Here is a 24,119-nt window from a genome sequence, read left to right on the forward strand (position 1 = left end):
GTTCAGCCAGATCAAATGGGCTGAACGTTTTTTTGTTTTCGCTGTTCGATCACCAGTACAATGCTGATGACAACAAGTAAAAACCATGAACTGATTTTACCAAGATGGACGAGAGACCAAGCATGCTGCTGATTTGGATATTGCCATGCTCCTAAAAAGGTCGTGACATTTTCGGCCACCCAAATAAAAAAGCCAATCAGCAAAAACGAGATAACAAGCGGCATACGAAAGGTCGATGAACCGACCTGAAAGGAAACGGCTGTTTTTGGAGACTCAACAATTAGGAGCAAAAAAATCACATTCACCCTTATATTTTAAATATAATTTTGGTATATTTGTATTTATTTTGATTAAATTTAAGGAGAAAAATATGAAAATTAAAAAAGTCATTCTTCTATCAACCATATTCATTCTATTTATTACCGCAACATGCGTAATAATTTATGCGAAAAACAATTACCCAAAATTCATGGGTGAAAGTAAAGATAAGTATTGGAAAGCAGAACTAACGAGAAGTGACAAGACAAGTATAGGCCCAAACTATTATTTGGAACTTTATTGGAAAGGGAACGAAAATATAGAAAAAGAAATAAAAATTAAAACATTAAAACTAAAAATAGATGGAAAAGTATATGAAGAAAATGAGAACTATGATTTGGCGGAATATGCCACAGATAAATCTGAAAATGCTCCAGATCATATAACAACATTTGATTTCATACCAGAAGAAAAAATAAAAGGACACAAATTAGAAATAGAGATAGAGTGGAAAAATCAAGATTCTGAAAAGTCATCTAATATAAAAATAAAAGAAAAAAACATAGTAAATCTTAATTAATAAGATCTTTGTTAACAAAGACAAAAAAGCAGGCTCCAGTCAGCCTGCTTTTCCTTAGCAACTATGTAATTATTGATACCAACAGCCAATGCGCAATGACTTCAAAAGTCTCATTAGTTACCTCATCATCTTCAATCCAGATCAGATCCCAGCCTCTGCAATAATGTTTTCATACAAAATGTAACCCCTTTTCACTGTCTGAAATAACTTAGACGGTGATAACAAGAGAAAAGTTTACCTCAACTAGATATTCATGAACAATTTGTGAATATATATGTGAAAAGGATCACAAATGTATATTAAGTAGTATAATAAGATCATAAAGAGAATGTGAAATATTTCACATAATTTAAAAGGAGGCATCATCATGTTTACAAAATTCTTACAAACGAATGTATGGGCAGCCGTTATTCTCTTGGCAGCAAGACTTTATATCGGATGGACTTGGCTGACATCTGGTATTGGAAAACTAACAGGTGGATTCGATGCATCAGGATATTTGCAATTTGCCATAGCTGAACCTGTTGTGAAAGATGGACATCTTGTTTATCCGTTCTATGTCTGGTTTTTAGAAAATGTCGCGTTGCCAAATGCCGGACTCTTCAGTGCCATGGTCATGTGGGGAGAAATCTTAGTTGGTCTAGGACTAATTGTTGGATTGTTTACAACAACGGCAGCCTTTTTTGGAAGCGTGATGAATGTCTCTTTCTTACTAGCTGGAACCGTCTCTGTTAACCCGCTTCTTCTTCTGATCGCCGTCTTCATTATGGCAGCGAAAGGAAATGCCGGAAAACTTGGCCTTGATTATGTAGCAGGTCCAGTCCTTAAGAGAAAACTGAAAAGAAAGCCGCATTTAGAAGTGGCATCTTAATAAAAGAAAGCATCCTGAGCGAAAACTCAGGATGCTTTTTATTTAGGAACCGGCTTTGATGAGGTTAATATGCACCACAGTCAGCTCGTGCTGACTGATATCTGGATCATGTCCGACGATAAATTCGAGCTCATAATTACCGGTCTGATAAACGTATTTCTTCTCTTTTGTTTGCGGGATGGTGCTGACTGAATCTGCTGGTCCAAGCTGTTTCTTTAATAGGGAAGGAGTCATTCCTCCGATATTCGTTTCTTTTTCTACATTTGTTCCAAAATAACGGATTTCGTTAATCTTGCCTTTTTTGTCATAGTGAAAAGCAAATCCAGGGTTGCCCATTTCGGCATGATACAAATCAAAGCCGCTTTGACCCGTTTCTGGATAAGGCTGTCCTAGTTTATGCCGAACGTCTTTTTTTGTTTGAACCCCTATTTTGAGTCCTTCTGCATAGTATGGCATTTGTCCTTTATGCGCCAGCTGATAGATGCTGTTTAGCGCTGCATTCGGCCCTTGAGGAATGGACTGTTCTGCCTGCGTTTGGGTCATGGCGTGCGCTGAAATCGCCGGGCTGAAAGCAAATAAGGTGGAAGAAGCGAGTGAAGCGGTCACAACAAAAGCTGCTGTTTTTTTCATGATTAATCAATCCCTCCTTCTTCAACTATACCCGGTGTCATGCGGATCAAACGTAAAAAGCCCCAGCTGATCTTGGATCGGCTGGGGCCTTAAATGAGAAAGTTATTTGGAAGACGAGCTGGATTCATCTTTGGCGGAAGAGGAATCTTTTTCATCCTGTACTTTCTTTGTGTAGTCATAATCATTTCGCTCAATTGGTGTAAAGCCTTTAGGTTTGTAGAAACGGAGTAAATCTTCCGTGACAATCTTATCAGATGTCTCTAGCATCTTTTTCACCGTTTCGTTTTCTTGTGATGCCTTTTCAGTCGGCTCGATTTTTTCACCTGTTTTGTTGCTGTAATAATTGTTGCCTACTTTCGTGTAGTCCTTAGACACGAAGTCTCCATTTCTAAATGGCACAAGCTCTTTAAAGTTTTTCGATAAGATATCAGAACCAGACATTAAATAGTTCTTCGTATCATCTCCGAGCAGGTGGAGAAGGGTAGGCGCAACATCGACTTCACCAGAGTATTTATGAATCTGTCCGCCTTTTACGCCTGGCACATGGATAAAGAGCGGCACACGCATAAGCTGGGCATTTTCATAATCTCCAATTTTTTCGCCAGTCACTTTTTCCATCGCTTCATTATGGTTTTCTGAAATGCCGTAATGGTCACCGTACATAATGACGACGGTATTGTCATAGAGACCGGATTTCTTCAAGTCATTAAAGAACTGTTCAATGGCTTCATCTAAATAATGAGCAGATTGGAAGTAGTTATCAACGACGGAGTCTCCGAAGTCGCCAGGTTCAAAATCGGTATCACCTTCATCCATACCAAATGGGAAGTGGTTTGACAGCGTAATGAATTTCGAATAAAACGGCTGTTTTAGATTTTCAAGCATTGGCATGGATTCTTTGAAGAAAGGTTTGTCTTTCAATCCATAGTTCTTCGTATCTTGTTCATTCATATCGTAGTACTCAGAATCGTAAAATCTGTCATATCCAAAGGACTTAAACATTTCATTTCGGTTCCAGAACGTTTTCGTATTTCCGTGGAATTCAGCGGACGTGTATTGGTCCTTTTTCAAAATGCCAGGAAGCGCCTGATATGTGTTTTGAGCTTTGTTAATAAACACAGAGCCTTGTGATAATGGGAAAAGCCCCGTATCCATCATAAATTCCGCATCAGATGTCTTTCCTTGTCCTGTTTGATGGAAGAAGTTATCAAAATAAAACGTTTTGTTGTCATGGGCTAATGAATTGAGGAAAGGAGTGACCTCTTTTCCATTCACTTTGTAATCAATGACAAAGTTTTGCAGTGATTCAAGAGAAATTGTAATGACGTTCATGCCTTTCGCTTTCCCGTAATAAGCCGGGTTAGGATCAGCGCTGTTCGCCTTTAGATAATTCTCTACATCTGTTACGTCACTTGAATTTGCCAGGGCACGCTGGCTGTTTGATTTCACATTTTGAATAGCATCAAACACCGTAAAATTATAAGCACCCAAGTATTTGACTAAATAATTGCGGTCGAACGATCTTGATAAAAGCTCTGGGCGATCAATTTCTGCTGCGATTAAGTTGACAACAAAGATCAGAACAGAGGACACAAGAACGAGTCTAAACGATTTTGTTTTTTGAACAGGTACTGTCGCTGTACTTGTTTGCTGCTGTCTTTTCATGCGGACTGCGAGTACGATCAAGATGATGGTATCGAGAAAGTAAAACATATCAGTCCAACGCATGAGTGAAAATGCACTATCACCTAATTGTCCGCCATTCGTTCCTGCCTGCATCACTGTAGGCAGCGTGATAAAGTCATTGAAGAATCGATAGTACACGATGTTTGCGTAAAGTAAAAAAGACATGAAAAAGTGAATCACAATGATAGCGGCAGGCTGCCATTTTTTCTTGAACAATAAAGCAAAGCCAAGAAAGAACAAGCTGGAGCTAATAGGATTCACAAAAAGCAAAATATGCTGAAGCACATTTGATATACCAAGTTTAAATTCGATTAAATAAGCTGTATACGTCTTGAGCCATAACAAGATGGCTGCAATTACAAAGAAGCCGAGGCCCCTTTTTTGAATAAATGTTTTCATTTAAACACTCCTTTTCTCCGTTAAACGGAAGAGGCGGAACGAAAGAAAACGAACCATTAGAATATACCATGAAATGCACAAATAGAAAAGTCATAACCGGTGAGCACCTAAGGCAACCTGTCCGAGCTAGAAATGGGAAGACATCGAAAATATTCGATCTCCGAAAAACTTTTTGTGAAATTCATCCTAATAATTACAGAAAATTCTGTATTTTTCCTGTTGCTATATCAATAAAACAGGTAAAAAGACACAAGTCTAAAGAATTAATTTGATTTCTACAATGGTGTATTTAGGCGTATTTCCAGTGTTTATTAATGTTTATGCAGGTTAAGTAAAAAAAATGAATGAATAAACCGCTGAATTGTCTGGATAATAATTCCTTCAAGAAAGTATATTGATATATATTGTTGTTTCACAAACATAATGGTTTTGATGTGTATTGTAAGGGTTTTATTCTTTTTGACGGGTGAACAAATTATCTAAATATACTTAAGTGAACAGTTCGACACTATAAACTTTTAAAACGGGGTCGATATAGACAGTGACAGGAAATCTTCCATTGAAAGGATTGATAGTATATGACTGTACGAGCACAGAACCTCGTTCAGAACTGGTTTCCGAGTGAGGACGGAAATGCAGAAGAGCGGAAAGAACTCATTAAATTAATGGAACAGATCATTTCAGGGGTCGATGACCTGAAGGATCCGAACCGTGCTCACCTAAAAGGTGAAAAGAATCGCGAGGAGGACTTTTACAAAAAGCTCACTGAAACAAGTCAAATTCCGATGAACGGACAACAAGCGGAACTTGTGAATGAAGAATTACTGAAGCTTTTACATAATCATCCATACCACACGAAGTATTTCTTCACGAACATTTTGCCAATGGCAAGTACACCAGGAATTCTAGGCATGCTGACGGCTATGCTGGTTAACGGAAACAACCTTTGGGATGTGTATGGACCAGCAGGTGCGGAAGCTGAGGTCAGAGTGGTCTCAATGATGTCTAAGCTCATCGGATATGATCCAAATGTGAGCGGGGGCTACACAACATGGGGAGGTCAAGGGGCTATTTTCTCGGGACTTCGTTTAGCGATTGCGAAAGTTGCACCGGAGTCATTACGAAAAGGTGTCCCGCAAAATCTTTATGCGTTTTGTTCTGATGCAGCACATTACAGCTTATTTAAGTCAATGGAAGCAACAGGGATTGGCACAGACAACTTAATCAGAATTAAGACGAATAAAGATCATTCGATGGATATGGAAGATTTGCGTTGTCAAATGGAACGTGTTGCCCAAAATGGCGGAATTCCCGTTTATATTGTGGCAACAACCGGAACAACAGATGCCATTGCAATTGATGATGTAAAAGGGGTGCGTGAAACGGCAGAAGCCATTGCTGAGAAGTATGGTCTCAAGGTGCCGCATATTCATGCAGATTCGGCGCTTGGTGGATTCTTTGCTTTCTTTAATGAGTATGATGTATCTGAAAACCCGCTGCAATTCTCAGACGGTGTTCTTCGTATGCTAAAAGAAATCAAAGCGAAATTCCAGCATCTTTCTCTTGCTGACACGATGTGTTTTGACTTTCAAAAACTCGGACAAACACCATACACATCTAGTTTATTCTTAGTGAAAAACGCTGCTGACTTAAAGCGTTTAGATCTGGAAGAACAAGAGACACCATACGTTGGTCATAGAGGCTACGGCGAATACCATACGGGTTATACACTGGAATGCTCAAGAATGGGAAGCTCCATCAGCATGCTAAGTGTGCTGCTAACGTTTGGAATTGAAGGATACCAGCGCTTGCTCGGTCAATTTTTAGAGGTGAACCTTGCATTTAGAGAAGCACTTCGTCAGGAAATTCCACAAGCAGAAGTCGTCAATGATGACAATGTCGGAATGGCTACATTGTTTAGGATTTACCTAGACGGCTCTCCTCGTTTTAAGGAAGAAATATCTGGAGAAGCAACTGCTATGGAAATTGAGCGCAACAATGATTTGAACAAAATCCTTTTTGAAAAGCTTGGAGAGAAAAGAGACGAAATGTTCTTTGGTGATACAACGAAGTTTTTACAAGTCAATGCCAAAGAAGGTCAAGAATTCTATCTAAGTGTGAGTAAATTTTTTGTGATTTCACCTTATACGTTACCGGAGCATATCCCTCATATCGTATCTTATTTAAAAGATGTCATTGCATCTGTTTGTGGACAATTTGAAAGTGTAGAGGCTTAAATTAAAATTGAGAGTGGAGATGTAGAAAAAAATGGCGAAACAAAGGAAGTTTGGAGGACTTACGATATCCTCCAAAATCATGTCAGTCGTTGTCGTAACATTACTCGCAACCGTTGCATTATTCGTTCTAACATTTTATTTAGTTAGCCAGGATTTATCTTCCCAATTATTAAAGCAATTTGATTATCGATTAACAACAGATATTGATACAGCGAAAAAAGAAATCGATAATATTGATGGAAATGTCCTTAGCATTAGCGGGAAGGATGATCCCATTTATGTGGAGATCAAAAAGAAATTCACAGAACTACAAAAAGATCATACGCTTGAGAACTTATACGTGTTATCAAATAAGGGCGGCAAAGAAAGAATCATCGTACTAACAGGGGAAGACAATGATTTTGATCAAGATTATGTCTTTTCAGATGAAATGAAACAAGCTCTTTCTGAAGATAAAATGGTCAAAAGTGATATTTACGTTGATTCGTATGGGACTCATAAATCCGTCTTTTTACCAATTAAAGATTCAGGCGGTGAACTCACGGGGATTTTAGGAATTGACTTAGATGCGTCTGTTGTTCCAGCAACAACGAAAAAGCTGACAATTTATATTACAGTAGCATCTGCGATTGTGCTCATCGGCGGATTACTCTTCTCATTCTTCATGGGAAGAAGAATTGCAAAACCAGCACGCTCATTAATGGAATCAGCGGATCGAATTGCAGATGGTGATTTAACTGGCATGGTAGAAGTTCAAAGTCAAGATGAGATCGGTCAATTAGCGGCTTCCTTCCAGAAAATGCAGGGACGGATCAAAGAGCTTATTGGACAGATCTCAAACTCATCAAGTGAAGTGTCGAAAATGTCTTCACAGCTTCGCACAGTGACAACGGAATCTAGTCAAAGTGCACAACAAGTGTCAGAAGCGATGACGAATATGAGTGAAGGAATCAATGATTCAGTCGCAAACATTACAGACTGCACAACATCTGTTGCGGAAATCGATACTCAAATCGAAGGCGTGACAAAAGAAGTGGATGAAATGAAATCTGTTTCATCAAAAGTACAAGAGCAGTCAGAATCTGGTCAAAAATTGGTGCAGCATGTGCTTGAACATCTCAACATGTTACACGACATGATGACAAGCTCCAAGCAAGCGGCAGAAGAATTGCAATCACATTCAACAGAAATTGAAAGTGTCATCTCCATTATTACGGACATTTCAGCGCAAACGAATCTGCTTGCACTGAATGCTTCTATTGAAGCAGCACGTGTAGGAGAAGAAGGAAAAGGATTTGCTGTTGTGGCTGATGAAGTCCGTAAGTTAGCTGAACAGTCAGCTGATGCAGCTAAAACGGTCTCAGACTTAGTCATTGGCACACAGGAAAATAGTCAGCGTGTCCTTGAAAGCGTGGAGGAAAGCAGTAAAGCAGTGGAAGAAGGCCGTGAGCAAATGAAAGGCACCTCGCAGAACTTCGCTGGTATTTATGATGGAGTGTCTCAATTTGCAAGCAGAACGAACAATTTGCTTCAATCTATTCAGCAGGTAGAACGAGCATATCAAACAATTTCTACATCGATTGAACAAATTTCGGTCGTGTCAGAAGAACATGCGGCAAGCTCTCAAGAAGTAGCGGCAGCAACAGAACAACAAAGTGCTGGCATGCAGCAAATTTCAAGTGCGATTGAACAGCTCTCTGACATGTCAGAGGACTTGGCACAAATGGTATCTACTTTTAAAATCGACAAAAAATAACGAGAAAGCTGGCTCTTGTGAGAGAGTCAGCTTTTTTGCTATGCTTAACCAAAATATCAGACGATCTGAAAGGAGACGTGTCATGGATTTTGCGCAGAGATTGTCAGAAGAACGGATCAAAAAGGCGATGGACCATGGAGCTTTTGAAGGACTATCAGGCTTTGGGAAACCTCTGCCAAAGGATGATGCTGCTCATGTACCAGAAGAGCTGAGGATGGGCTATCGAATCATGAAAAATGCTGGCTTTGCCGGGGAAGAAACCGCTTTGAAAAAAGAACTAATGACGGTCAAAGAGTTACTGAAAACGAGTATAGATGGAGAAGAAAGAAAAAAACTCTCTCTCGTATGTGAGGAAAAACAAAAACGCCTCGATGAACTCACATCCAAGCGCCAAACGTTTGCTCGACCAGCCTCCTCCTTTTATAAGAATAGGGTCTACGAAAAACTAACGGAGCATAAAAAAAGATGATGACACGCTGCCTCTCTGAGCACATTGAGGGAGCTTTTTTTATGAAAGCGCTACATTTGCTTATTGACTACATGTATATACAAATATAAAATATGAAGTGAACATGTATATACAAGTTTTGATTCTTTTTTCTTATAAAAAAACGATCTCGGAGGGGATAGCATGGCTGATTATCAGGCAGCGGCAGATCAGATTGTGAAAGCCATTGGCGGCAAAGAAAACATTGATCAAGCCACACATTGTGTGACAAGACTTCGTTTTGTGCTAAAAGATGAAGCTAAGGTGGATGAGAAAGCACTAGAACAAATTGATGAAGTGAAGGGATCTTTCTCAGCGAATGGCCAATACCAAGTGGTCATTGGTCAAGGAGTGGTGAATCGGGTTTATGCCGAAATGGTCAAACAGACGGGAATCGGCGAAGCGACAAAAGAGGACGTCAAGCGTGCCTCTGATCAGAAATTAAACCCACTTCAGCGCGCGGTGAAAACGCTTGCAGATATCTTCATTCCAATCCTTCCAGCTATCGTGACAGCCGGTTTATTGATGGGGATTAATAATATTTTAACAGCTCCTGATATTTTCTTTGATCAAAAATCCATTGTGGATGTGTATCCGGCATGGGCGGATTTAGCGAATATGATCAACTTGATTGCAGGCACTGCCTTTACCTTTTTGCCAGCATTAATCGGCTGGTCGGCTGTCAAGCGGTTTGGAGGTAATCCACTTTTAGGGATGGTCCTTGGACTGATGCTTGTACATCCAGATCTGTTGAATGCGTGGGGATATGGAGCGGCGGAAAAGACAGGTGACATTCCTGTTTGGAATTTGTTTGGACTTGAAGTGCAAAAGGTAGGTTATCAAGGGCAAGTTCTGCCGATACTCGTTGCCTCCTATTTACTCGCAAAGCTCGAATTATTTATAACAAAACGGACACCTGAAAGTATTCAGCTGTTAGTTGTTGCACCAATTACATTACTGCTCATTGGATTTTTATCATTTATCGTCATTGGTCCCGTTACATTTGCGATCGGAAACGTTTTAACATCTGGACTCGTCACCGTATTCCAGCAATTCGCAGCACTTGGCGGTCTTTTATATGGCGGATTGTATGCAGCGTTAGTCATTACAGGGATGCATCATACGTTCCTAGCAGTCGATATTCAGCTGATTAACTCAAAACTGCACGGCACGTTCCTATGGCCAATGCTCGCCTTGTCTAATATTGCTCAAGGATCAGCGGCACTTGCGATGATGTTTGTCTTAAAAGATGAAAAGCAAAAAGGGCTCTCGCTGACATCAAGTATTTCTGCTTACTTGGGCATTACTGAACCGGCGATGTTTGGGGTGAACTTGCGCTATAGATTCCCGTTTATTTTTGCCCTGATCAGTTCAGGGATAGCTGGTATGTTTATTGCCTCACAAGGGGTACTGGCAAGTTCAGTCGGCGTTGGAGGCATTCCAGGAATCTTCTCGATCATTCCGAAATATTGGGGGGCATTTGCCATCGGAATGGTGATTGTGCTGATCGTCCCATTCATTGGTACCCTTTTATATGCAAAACTTAAAAAGAAGGATGTATCACAAGAACTTAACTAGTGGTGGTGAAGGAAATTGAATCAACAAACAAACGAACCGTGGTGGAAAAAAGCCGTGGTCTATCAAATCTATCCGAAGAGCTTTTTAGACACAACAGGCTCTGGTACAGGTGATATCAATGGCGTGACGAAAAAGCTCGACTATATCAAAGAGCTAGGGGCGGATTGTATTTGGCTGACCCCTATGTATGAGTCACCACAGCATGACAATGGTTATGATATTAGTGATTATACAAAAATCCATGACATGTACGGCACAATGGCTGATTTTGAGCACATGCTGAAAGAAGCACATGAACGAGGGATCCGTGTCATCATGGATCTCGCCGTGAACCATACGTCGATTTTCCATGAGTGGTTTCAAGCCTCCCGAGAGTCGAAGGAGAACCCGTATCGAGACTATTATATTTGGAAGGAGCCGAAAGCGGACGGCTCTCCTCCGAATGACTGGCAGTCAAAGTTTGGCGGACCAGCGTGGGAATTAGATGAAGCGACAGGTGACTATTATCTTCATTTATATGATGTTACCCAGGCAGACCTCAATTGGGAACATGATGAAGTGCGCAGGAAAGTATATGACATCATGCACTTTTGGTTTGAAAAAGGGATCGATGGATTCAGACTGGATGTCATCAATAACATTTCAAAGGATCAACGCTTTTTAGATGATGCCGGGCAATCAGTGCAAGGTGATGGACGTATGTACTATACAGATGGGCCGAGAATTCATGAATTCTTGCATGAAATGAACCAGGAAGTGTTTTCGAAATACGATAGCATGACCGTGGGGGAAATGTCTTCAACGAATATTGCAGACTGCATTCGGTATACAAGACCTGATCGGCAGGAGCTGGATATGACGTTTAATTTTCATCATTTAAAAGTTGACTATCCTAACGGTGAAAAGTGGGCCATTGCGCCATTTGATTTTCTAGAGTTGAAATCAATTCTGTCAGAATGGCAGATGAAAATGCATGAGGGTGGCGGCTGGAACGCACTCTTTTGGTGTAACCATGACCAGCCGCGCATCGTGTCAAGGTACGGTGATGATGGCACGTACCATCAGCAATCAGCGAAGATGCTGGCGACCACCATTCATTTGATGCAAGGCACTCCTTATATTTATCAAGGTGAAGAAATTGGGATGAAGAATCCTCGCTTTGAGGACATTTCGTCATACCGCGATATCGAATCACTCAATATGTACGAAGTCATGCTTGAAAAAGGGAAAACAAAGGAAGAAGCTTTGGCAATTTTACAGGTCAAATCAAGAGATAACGCAAGGACACCTATGCAATGGACGTCGGAAAAAAATGTGGGATTCTCAAAAGGTACACCTTGGATTGAACCAGCTCAAAACGATATTTCAGTAGAAGCTGCATTAAAAGACGAGACGTCGATTTTTTATCATTATCAAGCCCTTTGCAGACTTCGAAAAGAACTTGATGTGATCACCTATGGGAGCTTTACTTTACTGCTTTCAGATGATCCAAAGGTGTTTGCGTATGTGCGAGAAGGCAAAGATGAGAAGATTCTCGTGATCAACCATTTTTATGCAGGCGAGACGGACTTTACACTTCCAGATGAGCTTGCAAAGGATGTCAATGAAATGGAAGGGCAAGTCCTGCTGTCCAATTATGAGGATGTGCCGGCAGATATCAAGGGATTTACGTTGCGCCCATATGAGTCAATCGTTTATCATTTAACCAAACGCTAGTAAATGGGGCGGAAGGAAAATGAAAGAGAATAAGTTTCGAGTGATTTATGATCAGCTCGCAAGACGAATTGAACAAGGTGAATGGCAGGATAAAGGCATCCTCCCATCAGAACATGAGCTGTCTGTCATGTATGACACATCCCGTGAGACGGTGAGAAAGGCATTAAACATCCTTGTGCAAAATGGCTATATCCAAAAAATTCGTGGGAAAGGCTCAGTATTGCTGAATCGAGAGAAAATGCAGTTCCCAGTTTCGGGTCTTGTCAGCTTTAAAGAGCTTTCCCAAACGCTTGGGCGAAAGACGGTAACAACGGTTCATGAGTTCGGTTTAATCAAGCCAGATCAGTATATTCAGTCTCAGCTGAAAATCAGTGGGCAGGAGGACGTTTGGGAAGTGATTCGCTCTCGCAATATTAGCGGAGAAGAAGTCATTTTAGACAAAGATTACTTTTTGCAAAAACATGTGCAGGTCTTGTCTAAGGACATTTGTGAAGGATCGATTTACGAGTATATTGAAGGAGAACTTGGGGTCTCGATTAGTTATGCTCAAAAGGAATTTGTGGTCGAGCCATGTACTGAAGAAGATGAAAGGTATCTCGATTTGAACGGGTTTGATCATGTGGTAGTGGTGAAGAATTATGTGTTCTTGGAGGATACGAGTCTATTCCAATACACAGAAAGCCGCCACCGCCTAGATCGTTTCAGGTTCGTGGATTTTGCTAGAAGAGAGAAGTAGACAGGGCCGAGGCTCTGTCTATTTCAGGTTTTAGGGAAACAAGAGCAACATTCTAGGAGGACAAATGATCAGACTGAATAGACCATTAAAATTAAGAGATTTAGAAATTTTTAGCGTGATGAAAGATCACAGGATTTTATGTTATGTCATCATTGAAGACACGCGAAAACCGTTTACGGAAGAAGATAGAAAATTAGAGCTATTATGTTATATGGATGAAGAAGACATTCAAGCGATTTTGAATGTATTTCATCTTTCAATTATCAGTGATGAAATATTAAATGAAGAAGATTTAACCCTTGTGAAATCGTACTTTGCTGAATTTGTGAATAACACGAACTTAACGAATTTCATTACGAGAGAATATGTTCAAGAGGATTTATATGCCGTTGATGATGAAGATGATATCACGTTCTTTAATAGAATGCTGCGTCATATAGGGTCAGATGATGTGAAAGAATTTGATGACCGTCATTGGATGTATTTATCCCAAGATTGATAGTGAGATGGAAAAAAGACAAAGGGCTAAAATAAAGTACATTTTAGCCCTTTGTCCACAATCTGAAAGGACAGAGCCAATGCTCTGTCCTTTTCGATTAAGATGATACTTTGTTTCGTGTGCGCTTGCGCTGGTAGTAATAAAGGATACCGCCTGAGGCGAGCATGAGTAAGCCAATCAATACCGCTGTATACATCATCGTTGCAGTATTCGGCAGAGTGCCGCCTGGTAAGCCGCTTCCATCCTGATTTGGATTCGAACCGCCTGGAGCAGAAGTTCCACCGTCTCCGCCATTTTGGTCTGGAGCTGTTCCAGCCGCTTCACTTTGATTGAGTACGGTGTATTCACTAAAGTGCTCCGTTTTACCTGAGACAATCCCGTTTTCGAATGAACCGTTACTTGTTTTGGCATAGTGGTTTTTCTCACGATCGACATAATAGACACCTGGTTTTTTCGCTTTTTCAGGCGCATCTAATGTAAAGAACAGTGTGACGGGATCTTTAAAGGTAGACACATTTTTCTGATCTTGTTTGATTTGGAAATCGTAAGTGTCGGTTAATGCGTTTTTCACCTTATTTGTTTTTGCCATTGATATATCTGCTTGTTGCTCTGACAAATTGGAGAGCGGTAATGCTAGACCGACTTTGTCATGATAGATGGTGACGTTTGGATCTTGCTCTCGTTTCTTCAGTTCAGCTACTTGCCCTTTTGATAGAGACAATTGAACCTTTTTCGCTTCGGTTGCTTTGTCTAAATAGAGCAATGCTTTGTTCGTATGCTGCACATACGTTTGGAATTTCTCATCATCTTGAATGTCATAGGCGCCTTTTCCTTTCAAGCGAGGAAGGAATACTTCTTTCACTCGATGGTCGATGACTGGAGAAATATGACCGTCTGCCTGTTCAATTTGCTCTTTGAAAATTTCATAGTCAACATAGCCTAAGTCTTCACCATGAGACGCTTCTGTAAAGACGCTGTAGCCATCACCGCCTGTGCCGACAAATGCATTAGTCGCCACGCGGTATGTTTTCTGATCATCAATGTCAGTCAGATTGCCATTTTGATCTTTCAATTTGACATCAATCAGTCTGCTGCCAGCCGGTTTACTCAGTGTAAACGTATATTCAATGCCAGCTACATGAGGGAATGCGCCTCCGCCTTCTTCAATGCCTGAAAGCCCTTGTTCAAGCGCTTTTTTAATTTGACTGCCTTTTAAATCTGCGACATATAGTGTGTTTCCAAAAGGCATCACGGTTAAAATATCCCCTAATGTGATAACTCCTTTTTCAATGCTGCCTCGAATACCACCCCCGTTTGTAATGGCAAGGTCAGCCCCAGCAGATTCTTGTGCTTTCTTTAACATGCCATCTGCAATAAAGTTTCCAAGGTTCGTTTCCTTTGCACGGACGTGTTCACGTTGTCCATCTAAAAAGACATCTGACGTCCCGACTTTTTCGGTTTTTAAATCTTGGATATCTGCTTTGTACTGATCAAGAATCGCTTTTGCGTCCGCATCTTCTTTCACAGAGTCGTCGATCGTGATGAGGTCAAAAGTAGATTCTTTTGGCTGTACGACGCCTTTTTTGTCAAAGGCCACGTCTACTTTTCCTAAAAATTGTCCGTAGTCTTTTACTTGCGCAACAATCGTAGGTTCTTTTTTATTGATGACCTTTAATTTTTCAACAAGGGTGTGGGTGTGACCGCCAATGATGAGATCAATGCCATCTACTTTTTGAGCCAGTTCTAGATCACGGTTATAGCCAATATGTGTAAGCGCAATAATTTTATTAATTTTTTCCTCAGTTTGAATGGTATTGACTGTTTCTTTTGCTTTTTTGTATGCATCTTGAAATTGAATGTTTGGACCACTGCTGGATGTAATGGCTGTGTCTTCAGTGGTTAGACCGAATACAGCGACCTTTTCACCATTTACATCAAGTAGAATGTAAGGGTAAATGCCAGCTTCTTTTTTCTCACCAGCTTTAAATGTTGCTGGTTTTTTCACTAAATCGCTTAACTGTTTTTCCTTAGAGACATTCACGTTTGATGACACGATCGGGAAGTTCGGTTTTTCAAACTGGTGACGGTTTTGAGCATCTACGCTGGATGCATCACCTGTCAGGAATTGACGAAGGACAGATGGACCTTTGTCAAATTCATGATTCCCAAACGTCATGGCATCGTATTTCATTAAGTTCATCAGTTTCAGATCGGCAAGTCCTTGCCATTTTGTGAAATAGAGATCACCAGAGAAGACATCTCCAGCGTCTAATAAAATATTGTTTTCGCTTTGGGCGCGAACTTCTTTGATCTTAGTTGCGCGTCTTGCTGCATCATCCAGATGGGCATGTGTATCGTTTGTATGCATCACCGTTAAATGCCAATTGTCTGTTGCAGGTGGTTCTGTTGTATCATCATCTTTAAACGCTAGCTTGTACACGCCAAGTCCGTCTGTGCTGGCATTTCGAATAAAGTCGACGCTGTTTGATTTCTCTGCGAACGGTTTTGCAAGTAGAGAAGATTCAAAAGTGACGGTTGCGCCTTTGATCGGTGCAATGGACCAGTTTTGATCTGCGCTTGGGTTAATGGTTTTTTGTTCAATAATATAATCCATCAGCACTTGGCGGTTCTCATCTGCTGAGGCAAGCACCACTTTATCTTGTGTGAGGTGCGGGAAGCCTCCGCCGCCAGATGCACGGTAGTTGTTTGTCACGACTAAAAATTCTTGATTGTCAGAAACGGGTTTTCCGTTGTAAGACAAGTTTTTGATGCGGTTCGCACTAGCGTTAACAAGTGTGCCCGTTGTGCTGTATTTAGCAGGCTGTGTGACATCTACTTGGTACGTCACACCATCGATCACATCAAAATTATATGAGCGGTATTCTTCGTTTAAAATAGGCTGTTCATTTGAAGTATTTGGTTTGATCTGGTTAAACTGACCTGCAGACATTTCAAGCCAGTCTTTTACTTCACTGCCTTTTAGTTTTACAATCTGTACGGTGTTATCGTAAAGATAGAGATCACCGATGTTTTTAATCGCTAAATCACCTTTTGCGATATTTGTATAATAGTTCACACCGTTGCGTCCGCCGGCTTTAAATGGCGCACCCGCAGAGAGAATCGGCAAGTTTTTGTACGAAGTATCTTTCATTTTTTCTTGTGCATACCATTTCTGGGCATCTGTCACGATTTGAATAGAAGGGTCATCCATTACTTGAGCGAAAAAGCTGTTAATGTCTGCTTCTGTTTTTCCAACTGGCTTTCTGACATAATCCAGGGTGTTTTGGTGAGTTGTTTGAATGGCATCTTTTACTGTACTGTTTTGAGATGTCACCCCGGCAACGGATTCGATTTTGCCTGTTCCGTCTGTGACTTTCCAGTTGCTGCCGTCTGGTTCTAGCGTTAAATCAATGACCCCGAGGTAGCTTCCCCAGTTTTTTGACATGACGACAGGAATGCCATTAATGGTTCCCTTTGCGACATCAAATTTGTCAACGCCGCTATATTCAGCGCTTGGGAATGTGCCATGCTGGTGGCCAGACACAATCGCATCAATGCCTTTTGTTTTCGTGGCAAGGTCAAAGATCATATTTTCTGATCCTTTAGGTGAAGCTGTTTTTTCAATTCCTGTATGAGCAAGAGCGACGATGACATCTGCGCCTTTTGCTTTCATTTCTGGAATGGTTTCATTGGCAGACTCCACAATATCTTGCACTTGAACTTGTCCATCTAAATGTTTCTTATCCCACGTCATAATTTGTGGTGGTACGAATCCTATGTAACCGACTTTCACAGTTTGGGAGGCTCCGTTTGCATCTTTAAAGGTTTTATCCTGAATGACATAAGGAGTAAATCGGTGTTCTCCGTTTAACTTTTTGACGTTCGCATTGACAATCGGGAAGTTGGCGCCCGCAATGGTACCGTCAAGAAAAGATAAACCGTAGTTAAATTCATGATTGCCGAGTGTACCTGCATCATATTTTAATTTGTTGAGTGTATGAATAATGGGGTGAACCTTTGTTTGATTGATGATGCTGTCTTTTTCATTTTTATAAACGTATTCTCCAAGAGGGGTTCCTTGAATCAGGTCTCCGTTATCAACAAGGAGTGTATTGGGATTTTGTGAACGGTGCTTGTCAATCAGCTCGGCTGTTTTTGCCAAACCGAATTCATTTGTTTCTTTGTCACTGTAGTAATCATAATTCATCATGTTCGCATGAACATCCGTTGTGGCTAAGATACTGACCTTTACGGCACTGCCGCTTTCTGTTTCTGCATGAGTAGGTACTGCTGGGAGAATGAGACTAATCAACATCATGGAAGTGAGCAGAATAGACAGGTTTTTCCTTCGTTTAGACCTATGTGCTTGCTTCTTCACCTGATCTCCGCCTTTCTAATTTTTTTGACCACAATACCTATTGTAGAAATGTTTCGTTAACTTTTGTAGTTATTTTTTGCAGATTATTGTAAAGATAACATAAATCATACCAATTACCTTGTTAAGGGGATGTGAATGAGTCTAAATGCTTATTTTTCTGAAAGGGGGTTTTCTCATAGGGATAGGATGTTTGATTTCAATTGGCGGGGGTATAGTGTGTAGTGTAAACGATAATCAAGCAGGAGGGTTTCTACATGGGTAAGAAAATTGCAGTTGTCTTAACAGATTACTTTGAGGATGTTGAATTCACCGAGCCTGCAAAAGCCTTTAAAGACGCAGGCCATGAGATCACAGTGATTGAAAACGAAAAAGGAAAAACAGTGAAAGGAAAGCAAGGAGAGGCAGAAGTAAGAGTCGATGCGTCTATCGATAACGTGAAACCAGAAGACTTCGATGCACTTCTGATTCCTGGCGGCTTCTCACCAGACATTCTGCGTGCGGATGATCGCTACGTGCAATTCACAAAAGCCTTTATGGACGAGAAAAAACCAGTATTTGCGATCTGTCATGGACCGCAATTGCTTATTACAGCGAAGACGCTGGAAGGAAGAGGCGCGACCGGCTATACATCCATTCAAGTAGATATGGAAAACGCAGGCGCCAAATTCAAAGATGAAGAAGTCGTCGTTTGTCAGGATCAGCTTGTCACAAGCCGTACACCTGATGACATTCCAGCATTTAACCGTGAATCATTAAAACTGCTCGCCAAATAAGTAGTTTTGACAGGATAAACAAAGCCAGCACCTTGCGGGGTGCTGGCTTTTTCTGTGCATGGATGTAAGAAAGCGGCGTCAACCGCAATTCAGTATCAGGTGCACGATTATTTTCTTAAGCTTTTCAGTTCGCTTGCAATGGCTTGCATTTCACTTGGGCTGAATGAAGATTTTTTCATCACCATTTGGTGAAGAAATTCAATATCTTCATACTTATCTGGACTGAAGTCTTCTGCTTTGATGACTCCAATATTCAGCATATTGAGCTTTTGCGAAATGTCTTCAATCAGCTGATTGACTTCAGCCGCTTTTTGCTGTGACAAGGGCGGCACGTCCTTTCCTGCATGTGTCGAATAATATGTCTATTTTAACAGAAAAGCAAAAGAATAAAAGGGCTATTATGACGACACTGAAATGTTTTTTTCCTTTTTCTCCTCTTTGATCTTATCAATGATTCGTTTGGATTCAAACACCACAACACCTGATAAACCGATGAGTCCAATTAAGTTTGGAATGGCCATCAGTCCATTGAGCATATCTGCTACGCCCCAGACGAAGTCATTCTTAAACACGGCACCGAAAAAGACAGCTATCACAAACACGATACGATAATACATGACGTACGAATCCTTCGCCAAATATGTAAAGCATTTTTCCCCGTAATAGGACCAGCCAATGATGGTTGAATAAGCAAACAGGAGCAGCCCGATTGCCACGATGGTTGAGCCAGCTGGACCGAGGAAGTGAGCAAAGGATAACGAAGTCAGCGCATCACTTTTTTCTGTTAAATACATATCTGCCATGACAATCGTAATGCCAGTGATAGAACAAACAATGATGGTATCAATAAACACTTGCGTCATAGAGACGAGAGCTTGACGGGCAGGCATATCCGTTTTCGCAGCTGCAGCAGCAATTGGTGCTGATCCAAGACCAGCTTCATTGGAAAAGACGCCTCGCGCGACACCCCAGCGAATAACGGTTCCAATCGCACCACCTGCCACGGCTTGACCTGTAAAAGCATCTGAGAAAATAAGACTGACTGCGCCAGGAACAAGATCAGCATTCATGACAAGAATGATGAGCCCGCAAATGACGTAAAATAAAGCCATGACTGGTACAAAAATAGATGTCACTCGGCCGATACTTTTAATTCCGCCTAAAATCACGAGTGCCGTAAAGGCGGTAATGATGATACCTGTTACCCAAGTTGGAATTTGAAAAGTAGAATTCATGACGCCTGAGATGGAATTAGACTGTACCAGGTTGCCGATCCCAAAGGCAGCACTGGCACCGAAAACAGCAAATAGCACCCCTAGCCATTTCTGTTTTAAGCCATGCTCTAAATAATACATAGGTCCGCCAGACATTTCGCCTTTTTCGTTTTTGACCCTGTATTTTACAGCCAGAACAGCTTCTGCAAACTTGGTGGCCATCCCGAAAAATGCAGCAAACCACATCCAAAATACTGCACCAGGACCACCTGCAATGACAGCTGAGGCAACACCGACGATATTCCCTGTACCGACAGTTGCAGCAAGAGCCGTCATTAATGCTTGGAAATGGGAGATATCTCCCTCTGAAGTTTTGTCTTGTTTTGAAAAAGCGAGCTTTAAAGAATAAGGAAGTAATCTAATTTGAATGAAGAGAACGCGAAAGGTGAGGTAGATTCCAGTACCAACAATTAAAATTAACAGGGGAGGCCCCCACAAAAAATTGTTCATCGTCGTGACAAATTGCTCAATGATTCCCATCTAATGTCCCCCTTTGTTTGTGTAATTCTCCTAAAGTTTCTCCTGTTTTTGTGTAATTTGTCAATGCCGATGGGAGTTTTTCTTGCAAAGTTTCCAAAAGAAAAAGGGCTTGATATGATAGAGAAAAGGTTTTCCAATGGGACTCTTAGGGAAAAGATAGGAGGAGAATGAAGGATGATTCATGTATTATTTGTGTGCCTCGGCAATATTTGCAGGTCACCGATGGCAGAGGCGATGTTTAGAAAACGAGTTGAAGACGAAGGGCTGAGTGAACACTTTGTGATTGATTCAGCAGGCATTGGCGGCTGGCATCAAGGCAGTCCTCCGCATGAAGGAACACGAAAGCTGCTTGATGAAAAGGGTATCAGCTATGAAGGAATGACGGCAAGACAAATCATGGATAAGGATATCACCACATACGACTATATCATTGCGATGGATGCTGAAAATGTAGGCGCCCTCCGCAGTTTAGCCGGCTATGGAAAACATCACTTTATTGGCCGTCTTCTTGACTTTGTAGAAGACGACGATCGAGACGATGTGCCAGATCCTTATTACACTGGGAACTTTGAGGAAGTACATGATTTAATTGAAACAGGAATTGATCGTTTTTTGACGTATGTAAAAAAAGAGAAACACCTTTAACTGAAAGGAGATCAGATGAGATGGAAGAGAACAAACAAATCGTGCTTCGGGGAGCTGTTATAGGCGCAGCCTGCGGCATATTGCTGACATTATTTCATCGTCCAACAAGAACTGCACTGAAAGAAAAATGGAATGACTGCCAGCAAAAGCTGGATGAATACCGCCTAGAGCCTGGCAAGATGTCTGCTTGCGTGAAGGAAAAAATGGAAGAAACGAAGCAATTGATGAGAACGGTCTCAGATGATTTGTCTTTTCTGAATGAACAGGTGAATCAGTTAAAGGAAACAACACCAAAGGTATTAGAGATTATTGAAGAAACAAAGGATCACTTTCAAAAGAAACAGAAAGATTGATCATTGGAGATGAGGCGTATGGGTTTTGTTAAAGCGTTAATTGGACGCTTTTTGCTGCATGAAGGACCGGCAAAATCAGCTGAGCTTGCGTATTTCTTTTTGCTTTCATTATTTCCGTTTCTCATCTTCGTGCTGACGCTTGTTGGTTATTTGCCGCTGACATCAAAGGATGTTCTAAGCGTCATTTCTGGTTATGCGCCAGAGGGAGCGCTTTCGATGATTGAATCCATTGCCGAAGAGACACTGAATAACCGTAACGGCGGATTGTTGTCATTCGGGATTATTGCGGCACTCTGGTCTGCATCCAACGGCATTAATGCGGTGGTCAGAGCATTTAACCACGCTTACGAAGTTGAGGAAAATCGTTCCTTCATTCTCGTACGTTTAACATCGATCATCTTAACCATTGCGATGGTGCTTACGATTATTTTTGCCTTGATGCTGCCTGTCTTTGGAAAAGAGCTTGGTTTATTCGTTGCCAAATTAGTAGGACAGTCAGATGCCTTTCTCACCATTTGGACCGCCATGAGATGGATTATTAGTCCACTGATTTTACTGATTGTTTTTACATCCCTATATTATTTTGCCCCTAACATCAGGCTGAAATTGAAATTTGTGCTGCCGGGTGCCATATTTGCCTCTGTTGGCTGGATTCTCGTCAGCATGCTGTTCTCATTTTATGTAGGCGAATTTGCCAACTATAGTGCGATGTACGGAAGCATTGGGGGAATCATTATATTAATGATGTGGTTTTATTTAACCGGCATTATGATCATCCTCGGCGGCGAGCTCAATGCGCTTTTACATAAGCGTAAAATCGTACCAGGCAAGGTGTGAAGAAAACCGGGCATCCTAAAGAAGAACGAACTTGTTCAATCTTGACGGATGGAGGAATAACGAATGTCTAAACAATCTAAAAAAGGCGGAAGCAACACAAAACAAAACAAAGGCCATCAGCCAAAGCACAAAACAAGCGGAAGTGCGAATGGGCAAAATGGGTATCACTAGATGAAAAAACTCCTCTGCATAGGTGCAGGGGAGTTTTTAATGATTCAATTTCCGTATATAACGCTTCAGGAGAAAAGCTGCATCAGGCTTTGGCTGATAGTTTGGATCGAGCTGAAAGCCTGCTTTCATCGCAACACGTTCGCTTCTGACATGCCCAACAGGACAAAAGATTTCAAATCCATCGACTTCAGGAGCAAAGGCATCTGTCATACATTTCACTGTTTTGGTCACAATACCTTGCCCTTGCGCATCTTCACCAATCCAATACCCAATATTGCCTATCCGATGCTGAAACGTCATGCGGAATACACCGATTAATTGATCGTTTAATACGATACCCGCTTCTATATCTTTTTTTTCAGCATAGGCAGCGCGGGCAGATTGAATAAATGATTGAACATCTTCTATGCGATGACAGTGATTCACCCATGGTAGCCACTCTCCCAAGTGATCTTTATTCTGCTGGATAAGTGCAAATAATGCCTCTGCATCGGCTACTTGTAAACACGCCAATTTTAAGTCATCTGAAATGTTAAATGTAAACAAAATAGATCCTCCATTTAGTTACTTTCAACCACTGCCAGCGTCTTCCCAAATCGAACACAACAAAACACAAATAAAATCACAATGCTGACAAGGTAAAGTAAATTCATGCCCTCAAACGTCTGCACAAAGAATCCGCCAAGAACCGGACCGAGAATACTTCCTGCACTAAACGCCATCCCGCACATCAAATTCCCAGCAGGCAGCAGATGCTTTGGCAATAAGTCTGTCATATAACTGATGCCAAGTGAGAAGGTCGAACCTACAGCCATACCTGCGATAAAGAAACAGATCGCAACAGCCAAAACGGACTGAATGAAAATCCCTGCTAAAAGGAAAAAGAATGAACCGACGAGTGTCACAACTAAAATCATGCGTCGTCTGCCGAAACGGTCACTCAGCATCCCGAGTGGAAGCTGAAAAACAATACTCCCAATCGCAAACGCAGGTAAAATAAACGCAACAGCATCTATCGTCACCCCGCTTCTCAGTGCATACACAGGGAAATTACTATTGAGCGTCGTCTCTAAAAAGCCATAGCAAAACGGCATCATAAACGCTACCCAGCCAAATTGAAACGCCTTCTTGAAGCGCTTCAAACTATTTGTCTGCTCTGACGTCTGCATTTCACCTGTATCAGGATATGTATTTTTTAAAACAAACACAAGCAGCCAAATACACAAACTAACTGCACCAGACACAATAAACGGCAAGGATGGATTGATTTCAATGAGTGGTGTTAAAAAAGGGCCAGCGGCAAAACCGAGACCAAAGGATAACCCATACAATGAAATATTTCGCCCGCGATTTCTAGATGATGAGGCATAGGTTACCCACGTCTGTGTGGAGAAATGAAGCATATGATCACCGATGCCGATCATCAGCCGCAAGAAGAACCAGACGATATAAGATTCAATAAAGACAAAGCTAAACAAACTTAAAAAGACAGCAGCGCCCCCAATGACGATTAATGGTTTAAATCCGAAGCGGCGAAGCGGCGCTTCCATAAAAGGAGACGCAAGCAGCACGCCGAGATATAAGCCGGTGGCATGCAGTCCGTTTAATGTCGGGGAAGTGCCGGCATGTTCGAAAATAATTGAAATAACAGGTAGTAACGCTCCCTGTGAAAAACCAGATACGGATACAAGTAAAATTAAAATCATAAAATGAATTCTCGACATAAGAAGCTCCTTACAAGTTCATGCTTTCATCGTACAATGGAACCATAGGGG

Annotated in this window: 20 protein-coding genes and 1 pseudogene; 13 read left to right on the plus strand and 8 right to left on the minus strand. The window is 41.3% G+C overall.

Translation table 11 applies throughout. The features are described from left to right. Positions 1–11: 11 nt before the first annotated feature. Positions 12–299: pseudogene (locus BA79_RS15000) on the minus strand (DUF817 family protein); the annotation flags it as partial. 71 nt (positions 300–370) lie between these two features. Between BA79_RS15000 and BA79_RS15005 the strand changes: the two are divergent. After that, positions 371–838, plus strand: coding sequence for a DUF4944 domain-containing protein (locus BA79_RS15005; RefSeq protein ID WP_019743524.1), 468 nt, complete (start codon positions 371–373; stop codon positions 836–838). A 367-nt stretch (positions 839–1,205) separates the two neighbouring features. Then, entirely contained in the window at positions 1,206–1,709 is a 504-nt protein-coding gene (locus tag BA79_RS15010; protein ID WP_007496570.1) for a DoxX family protein, read from the plus strand. A 42-nt stretch (positions 1,710–1,751) separates the two neighbouring features. Here the strand turns inward: BA79_RS15010 and BA79_RS15015 are convergent, their stop codons facing one another. Both BA79_RS15015 and ltaS read right to left on the minus strand, forming a co-directional pair. Next, entirely contained in the window at positions 1,752–2,339 is a 588-nt protein-coding gene (locus BA79_RS15015; RefSeq protein WP_035703660.1) for a YjgB family protein, read from the minus strand. 102 nt (positions 2,340–2,441) lie between these two features. After that, positions 2,442–4,424: a lipoteichoic acid synthase gene (ltaS, locus tag BA79_RS15020; RefSeq protein WP_017358781.1), complete on the minus strand. Its 1,983-nt coding sequence runs from the start codon at positions 4,422–4,424 to the stop codon at positions 2,442–2,444. Positions 4,425–5,002: 578 nt separating this feature from the next. Between ltaS and BA79_RS15025 the strand changes: the two genes are divergently transcribed. From BA79_RS15025 to BA79_RS15055, 7 genes are all read left to right on the plus strand, one after another. After that, entirely contained in the window at positions 5,003–6,661 is a 1,659-nt protein-coding gene (locus tag BA79_RS15025; RefSeq protein WP_007496575.1) for a pyridoxal phosphate-dependent decarboxylase family protein, read from the plus strand. 31 nt (positions 6,662–6,692) lie between these two features. After that, positions 6,693–8,417 carry a methyl-accepting chemotaxis protein gene (locus BA79_RS15030; RefSeq protein ID WP_025206923.1) on the plus strand — a complete coding sequence of 575 codons (1,725 nt, stop codon included), beginning with the start codon at positions 6,693–6,695 and terminating at the stop codon, positions 8,415–8,417. Positions 8,418–8,499: 82 nt separating this feature from the next. Continuing rightward, positions 8,500–8,886, plus strand: coding sequence for a DnaJ family domain-containing protein (locus BA79_RS15035; protein ID WP_035391356.1), 387 nt, complete (start codon positions 8,500–8,502; stop codon positions 8,884–8,886). A gap of 162 nt (positions 8,887–9,048) precedes the next feature. Beyond that, positions 9,049–10,482 (plus strand): PTS system trehalose-specific EIIBC component, encoded by a 1,434-nt coding sequence (gene treP, locus BA79_RS15040; RefSeq protein ID WP_035703666.1) that lies wholly within the window; start codon positions 9,049–9,051, stop codon positions 10,480–10,482. A gap of 15 nt (positions 10,483–10,497) precedes the next feature. Next, a complete protein-coding gene (treC, locus tag BA79_RS15045; RefSeq protein WP_035703668.1) occupies positions 10,498–12,198 on the plus strand; it encodes an alpha,alpha-phosphotrehalase in 1,701 nt (566 codons plus the stop codon). A 19-nt stretch (positions 12,199–12,217) separates the two neighbouring features. After that, the gene (gene treR, locus BA79_RS15050) at positions 12,218–12,934 is read left to right on the plus strand and encodes a trehalose operon repressor (RefSeq protein ID WP_007496585.1); all 717 of its coding nucleotides are present in this window, start codon (positions 12,218–12,220) and stop codon (positions 12,932–12,934) included. Positions 12,935–12,998: 64 nt separating this feature from the next. Next, complete coding sequence (locus BA79_RS15055; RefSeq protein WP_035703671.1) at positions 12,999–13,433, plus strand: hypothetical protein; 435 nt, start codon at positions 12,999–13,001, stop codon at positions 13,431–13,433. 97 nt (positions 13,434–13,530) lie between these two features. On the opposite strand, the gene BA79_RS15060 is transcribed toward BA79_RS15055, so the two are convergent. Continuing rightward, positions 13,531–17,811 (minus strand): multifunctional 2',3'-cyclic-nucleotide 2'-phosphodiesterase/3'-nucleotidase/5'-nucleotidase, encoded by a 4,281-nt coding sequence (locus BA79_RS15060; protein ID WP_035703674.1) that lies wholly within the window; start codon positions 17,809–17,811, stop codon positions 13,531–13,533. A gap of 254 nt (positions 17,812–18,065) precedes the next feature. Between BA79_RS15060 and BA79_RS15065 the strand changes: the two genes are divergently transcribed. Beyond that, positions 18,066–18,584, plus strand: a complete 519-nt coding sequence (locus BA79_RS15065; protein WP_007496591.1) for a type 1 glutamine amidotransferase domain-containing protein — start codon at positions 18,066–18,068, stop codon at positions 18,582–18,584. 107 nt (positions 18,585–18,691) lie between these two features. Here the strand turns inward: BA79_RS15065 and BA79_RS15070 are convergent, their stop codons facing one another. Further along, positions 18,692–18,907 carry a DUF1128 domain-containing protein gene (locus BA79_RS15070; protein WP_008341757.1) on the minus strand — a complete coding sequence of 72 codons (216 nt, stop codon included), beginning with the start codon at positions 18,905–18,907 and terminating at the stop codon, positions 18,692–18,694. A 75-nt stretch (positions 18,908–18,982) separates the two neighbouring features. After that, a complete protein-coding gene (locus BA79_RS15075; RefSeq protein ID WP_007496593.1) occupies positions 18,983–20,338 on the minus strand; it encodes an alanine/glycine:cation symporter family protein in 1,356 nt (451 codons plus the stop codon). Between the two features lie 174 nt (positions 20,339–20,512). Between BA79_RS15075 and BA79_RS15085 the strand changes: the two genes are divergently transcribed. The 3 genes from BA79_RS15085 to BA79_RS15095 are packed head-to-tail and all read left to right on the plus strand — an operon-like array spanning position 20,513 to position 22,173. Continuing rightward, positions 20,513–20,983 (plus strand): low molecular weight protein-tyrosine-phosphatase, encoded by a 471-nt coding sequence (locus BA79_RS15085; protein ID WP_008341755.1) that lies wholly within the window; start codon positions 20,513–20,515, stop codon positions 20,981–20,983. A gap of 20 nt (positions 20,984–21,003) precedes the next feature. Next, positions 21,004–21,336 carry a hypothetical protein gene (locus BA79_RS15090; protein ID WP_035391343.1) on the plus strand — a complete coding sequence of 111 codons (333 nt, stop codon included), beginning with the start codon at positions 21,004–21,006 and terminating at the stop codon, positions 21,334–21,336. Positions 21,337–21,354: 18 nt separating this feature from the next. After that, positions 21,355–22,173, plus strand: a complete 819-nt coding sequence (locus BA79_RS15095) for a YihY/virulence factor BrkB family protein (protein WP_035703678.1) — start codon at positions 21,355–21,357, stop codon at positions 22,171–22,173. Positions 22,174–22,380: 207 nt separating this feature from the next. On the opposite strand, the gene BA79_RS15100 is transcribed toward BA79_RS15095, so the two are convergent. Both BA79_RS15100 and BA79_RS15105 read right to left on the minus strand, forming a co-directional pair. Further along, positions 22,381–22,890 carry a GNAT family N-acetyltransferase gene (locus BA79_RS15100; protein WP_035703681.1) on the minus strand — a complete coding sequence of 170 codons (510 nt, stop codon included), beginning with the start codon at positions 22,888–22,890 and terminating at the stop codon, positions 22,381–22,383. A 14-nt stretch (positions 22,891–22,904) separates the two neighbouring features. Continuing rightward, the gene (locus tag BA79_RS15105; RefSeq protein WP_035703683.1) at positions 22,905–24,068 is read right to left on the minus strand and encodes an MFS transporter; all 1,164 of its coding nucleotides are present in this window, start codon (positions 24,066–24,068) and stop codon (positions 22,905–22,907) included. Positions 24,069–24,119 lie beyond the last annotated feature (51 nt).

This window comes from Bacillus altitudinis 41KF2b, assembly GCF_000691145.1.
GTDB lineage: Bacteria > Bacillota > Bacilli > Bacillales > Bacillaceae > Bacillus > Bacillus altitudinis.

Excerpts from the sequence above, each read along its gene's own strand:
- BA79_RS15005 (WP_019743524.1), top strand. The coding sequence starts at position 371 with ATGAAAATTAAAAAAGTCATTCTTCTATCAACCATATTCATTCTATTT.
- BA79_RS15090 (WP_035391343.1), top strand. The coding sequence starts at position 21,004 with ATGGAAGAGAACAAACAAATCGTGCTTCGGGGAGCTGTTATAGGCGCA.
- BA79_RS15055 (WP_035703671.1), top strand. The coding sequence starts at position 12,999 with ATGATCAGACTGAATAGACCATTAAAATTAAGAGATTTAGAAATTTTT.
- BA79_RS15025 (WP_007496575.1), top strand. The coding sequence starts at position 5,003 with ATGACTGTACGAGCACAGAACCTCGTTCAGAACTGGTTTCCGAGTGAG.
- BA79_RS15075 (WP_007496593.1), bottom strand. The coding sequence starts at position 20,338 with ATGGGAATCATTGAGCAATTTGTCACGACGATGAACAATTTTTTGTGG.
- BA79_RS15010 (WP_007496570.1), top strand. The coding sequence starts at position 1,206 with ATGTTTACAAAATTCTTACAAACGAATGTATGGGCAGCCGTTATTCTC.
- BA79_RS15035 (WP_035391356.1), top strand. The coding sequence starts at position 8,500 with ATGGATTTTGCGCAGAGATTGTCAGAAGAACGGATCAAAAAGGCGATG.
- BA79_RS15030 (WP_025206923.1), top strand. The coding sequence starts at position 6,693 with ATGGCGAAACAAAGGAAGTTTGGAGGACTTACGATATCCTCCAAAATC.
- BA79_RS15105 (WP_035703683.1), bottom strand. The coding sequence starts at position 24,068 with ATGTCGAGAATTCATTTTATGATTTTAATTTTACTTGTATCCGTATCT.
- BA79_RS15095 (WP_035703678.1), top strand. The coding sequence starts at position 21,355 with ATGGGTTTTGTTAAAGCGTTAATTGGACGCTTTTTGCTGCATGAAGGA.
- BA79_RS15085 (WP_008341755.1), top strand. The coding sequence starts at position 20,513 with ATGATTCATGTATTATTTGTGTGCCTCGGCAATATTTGCAGGTCACCG.
- treR (WP_007496585.1), top strand. The coding sequence starts at position 12,218 with ATGAAAGAGAATAAGTTTCGAGTGATTTATGATCAGCTCGCAAGACGA.
- ltaS (WP_017358781.1), bottom strand. The coding sequence starts at position 4,424 with ATGAAAACATTTATTCAAAAAAGGGGCCTCGGCTTCTTTGTAATTGCA.
- BA79_RS15015 (WP_035703660.1), bottom strand. The coding sequence starts at position 2,339 with ATGAAAAAAACAGCAGCTTTTGTTGTGACCGCTTCACTCGCTTCTTCC.
- treP (WP_035703666.1), top strand. The coding sequence starts at position 9,049 with ATGGCTGATTATCAGGCAGCGGCAGATCAGATTGTGAAAGCCATTGGC.
- BA79_RS15065 (WP_007496591.1), top strand. The coding sequence starts at position 18,066 with ATGGGTAAGAAAATTGCAGTTGTCTTAACAGATTACTTTGAGGATGTT.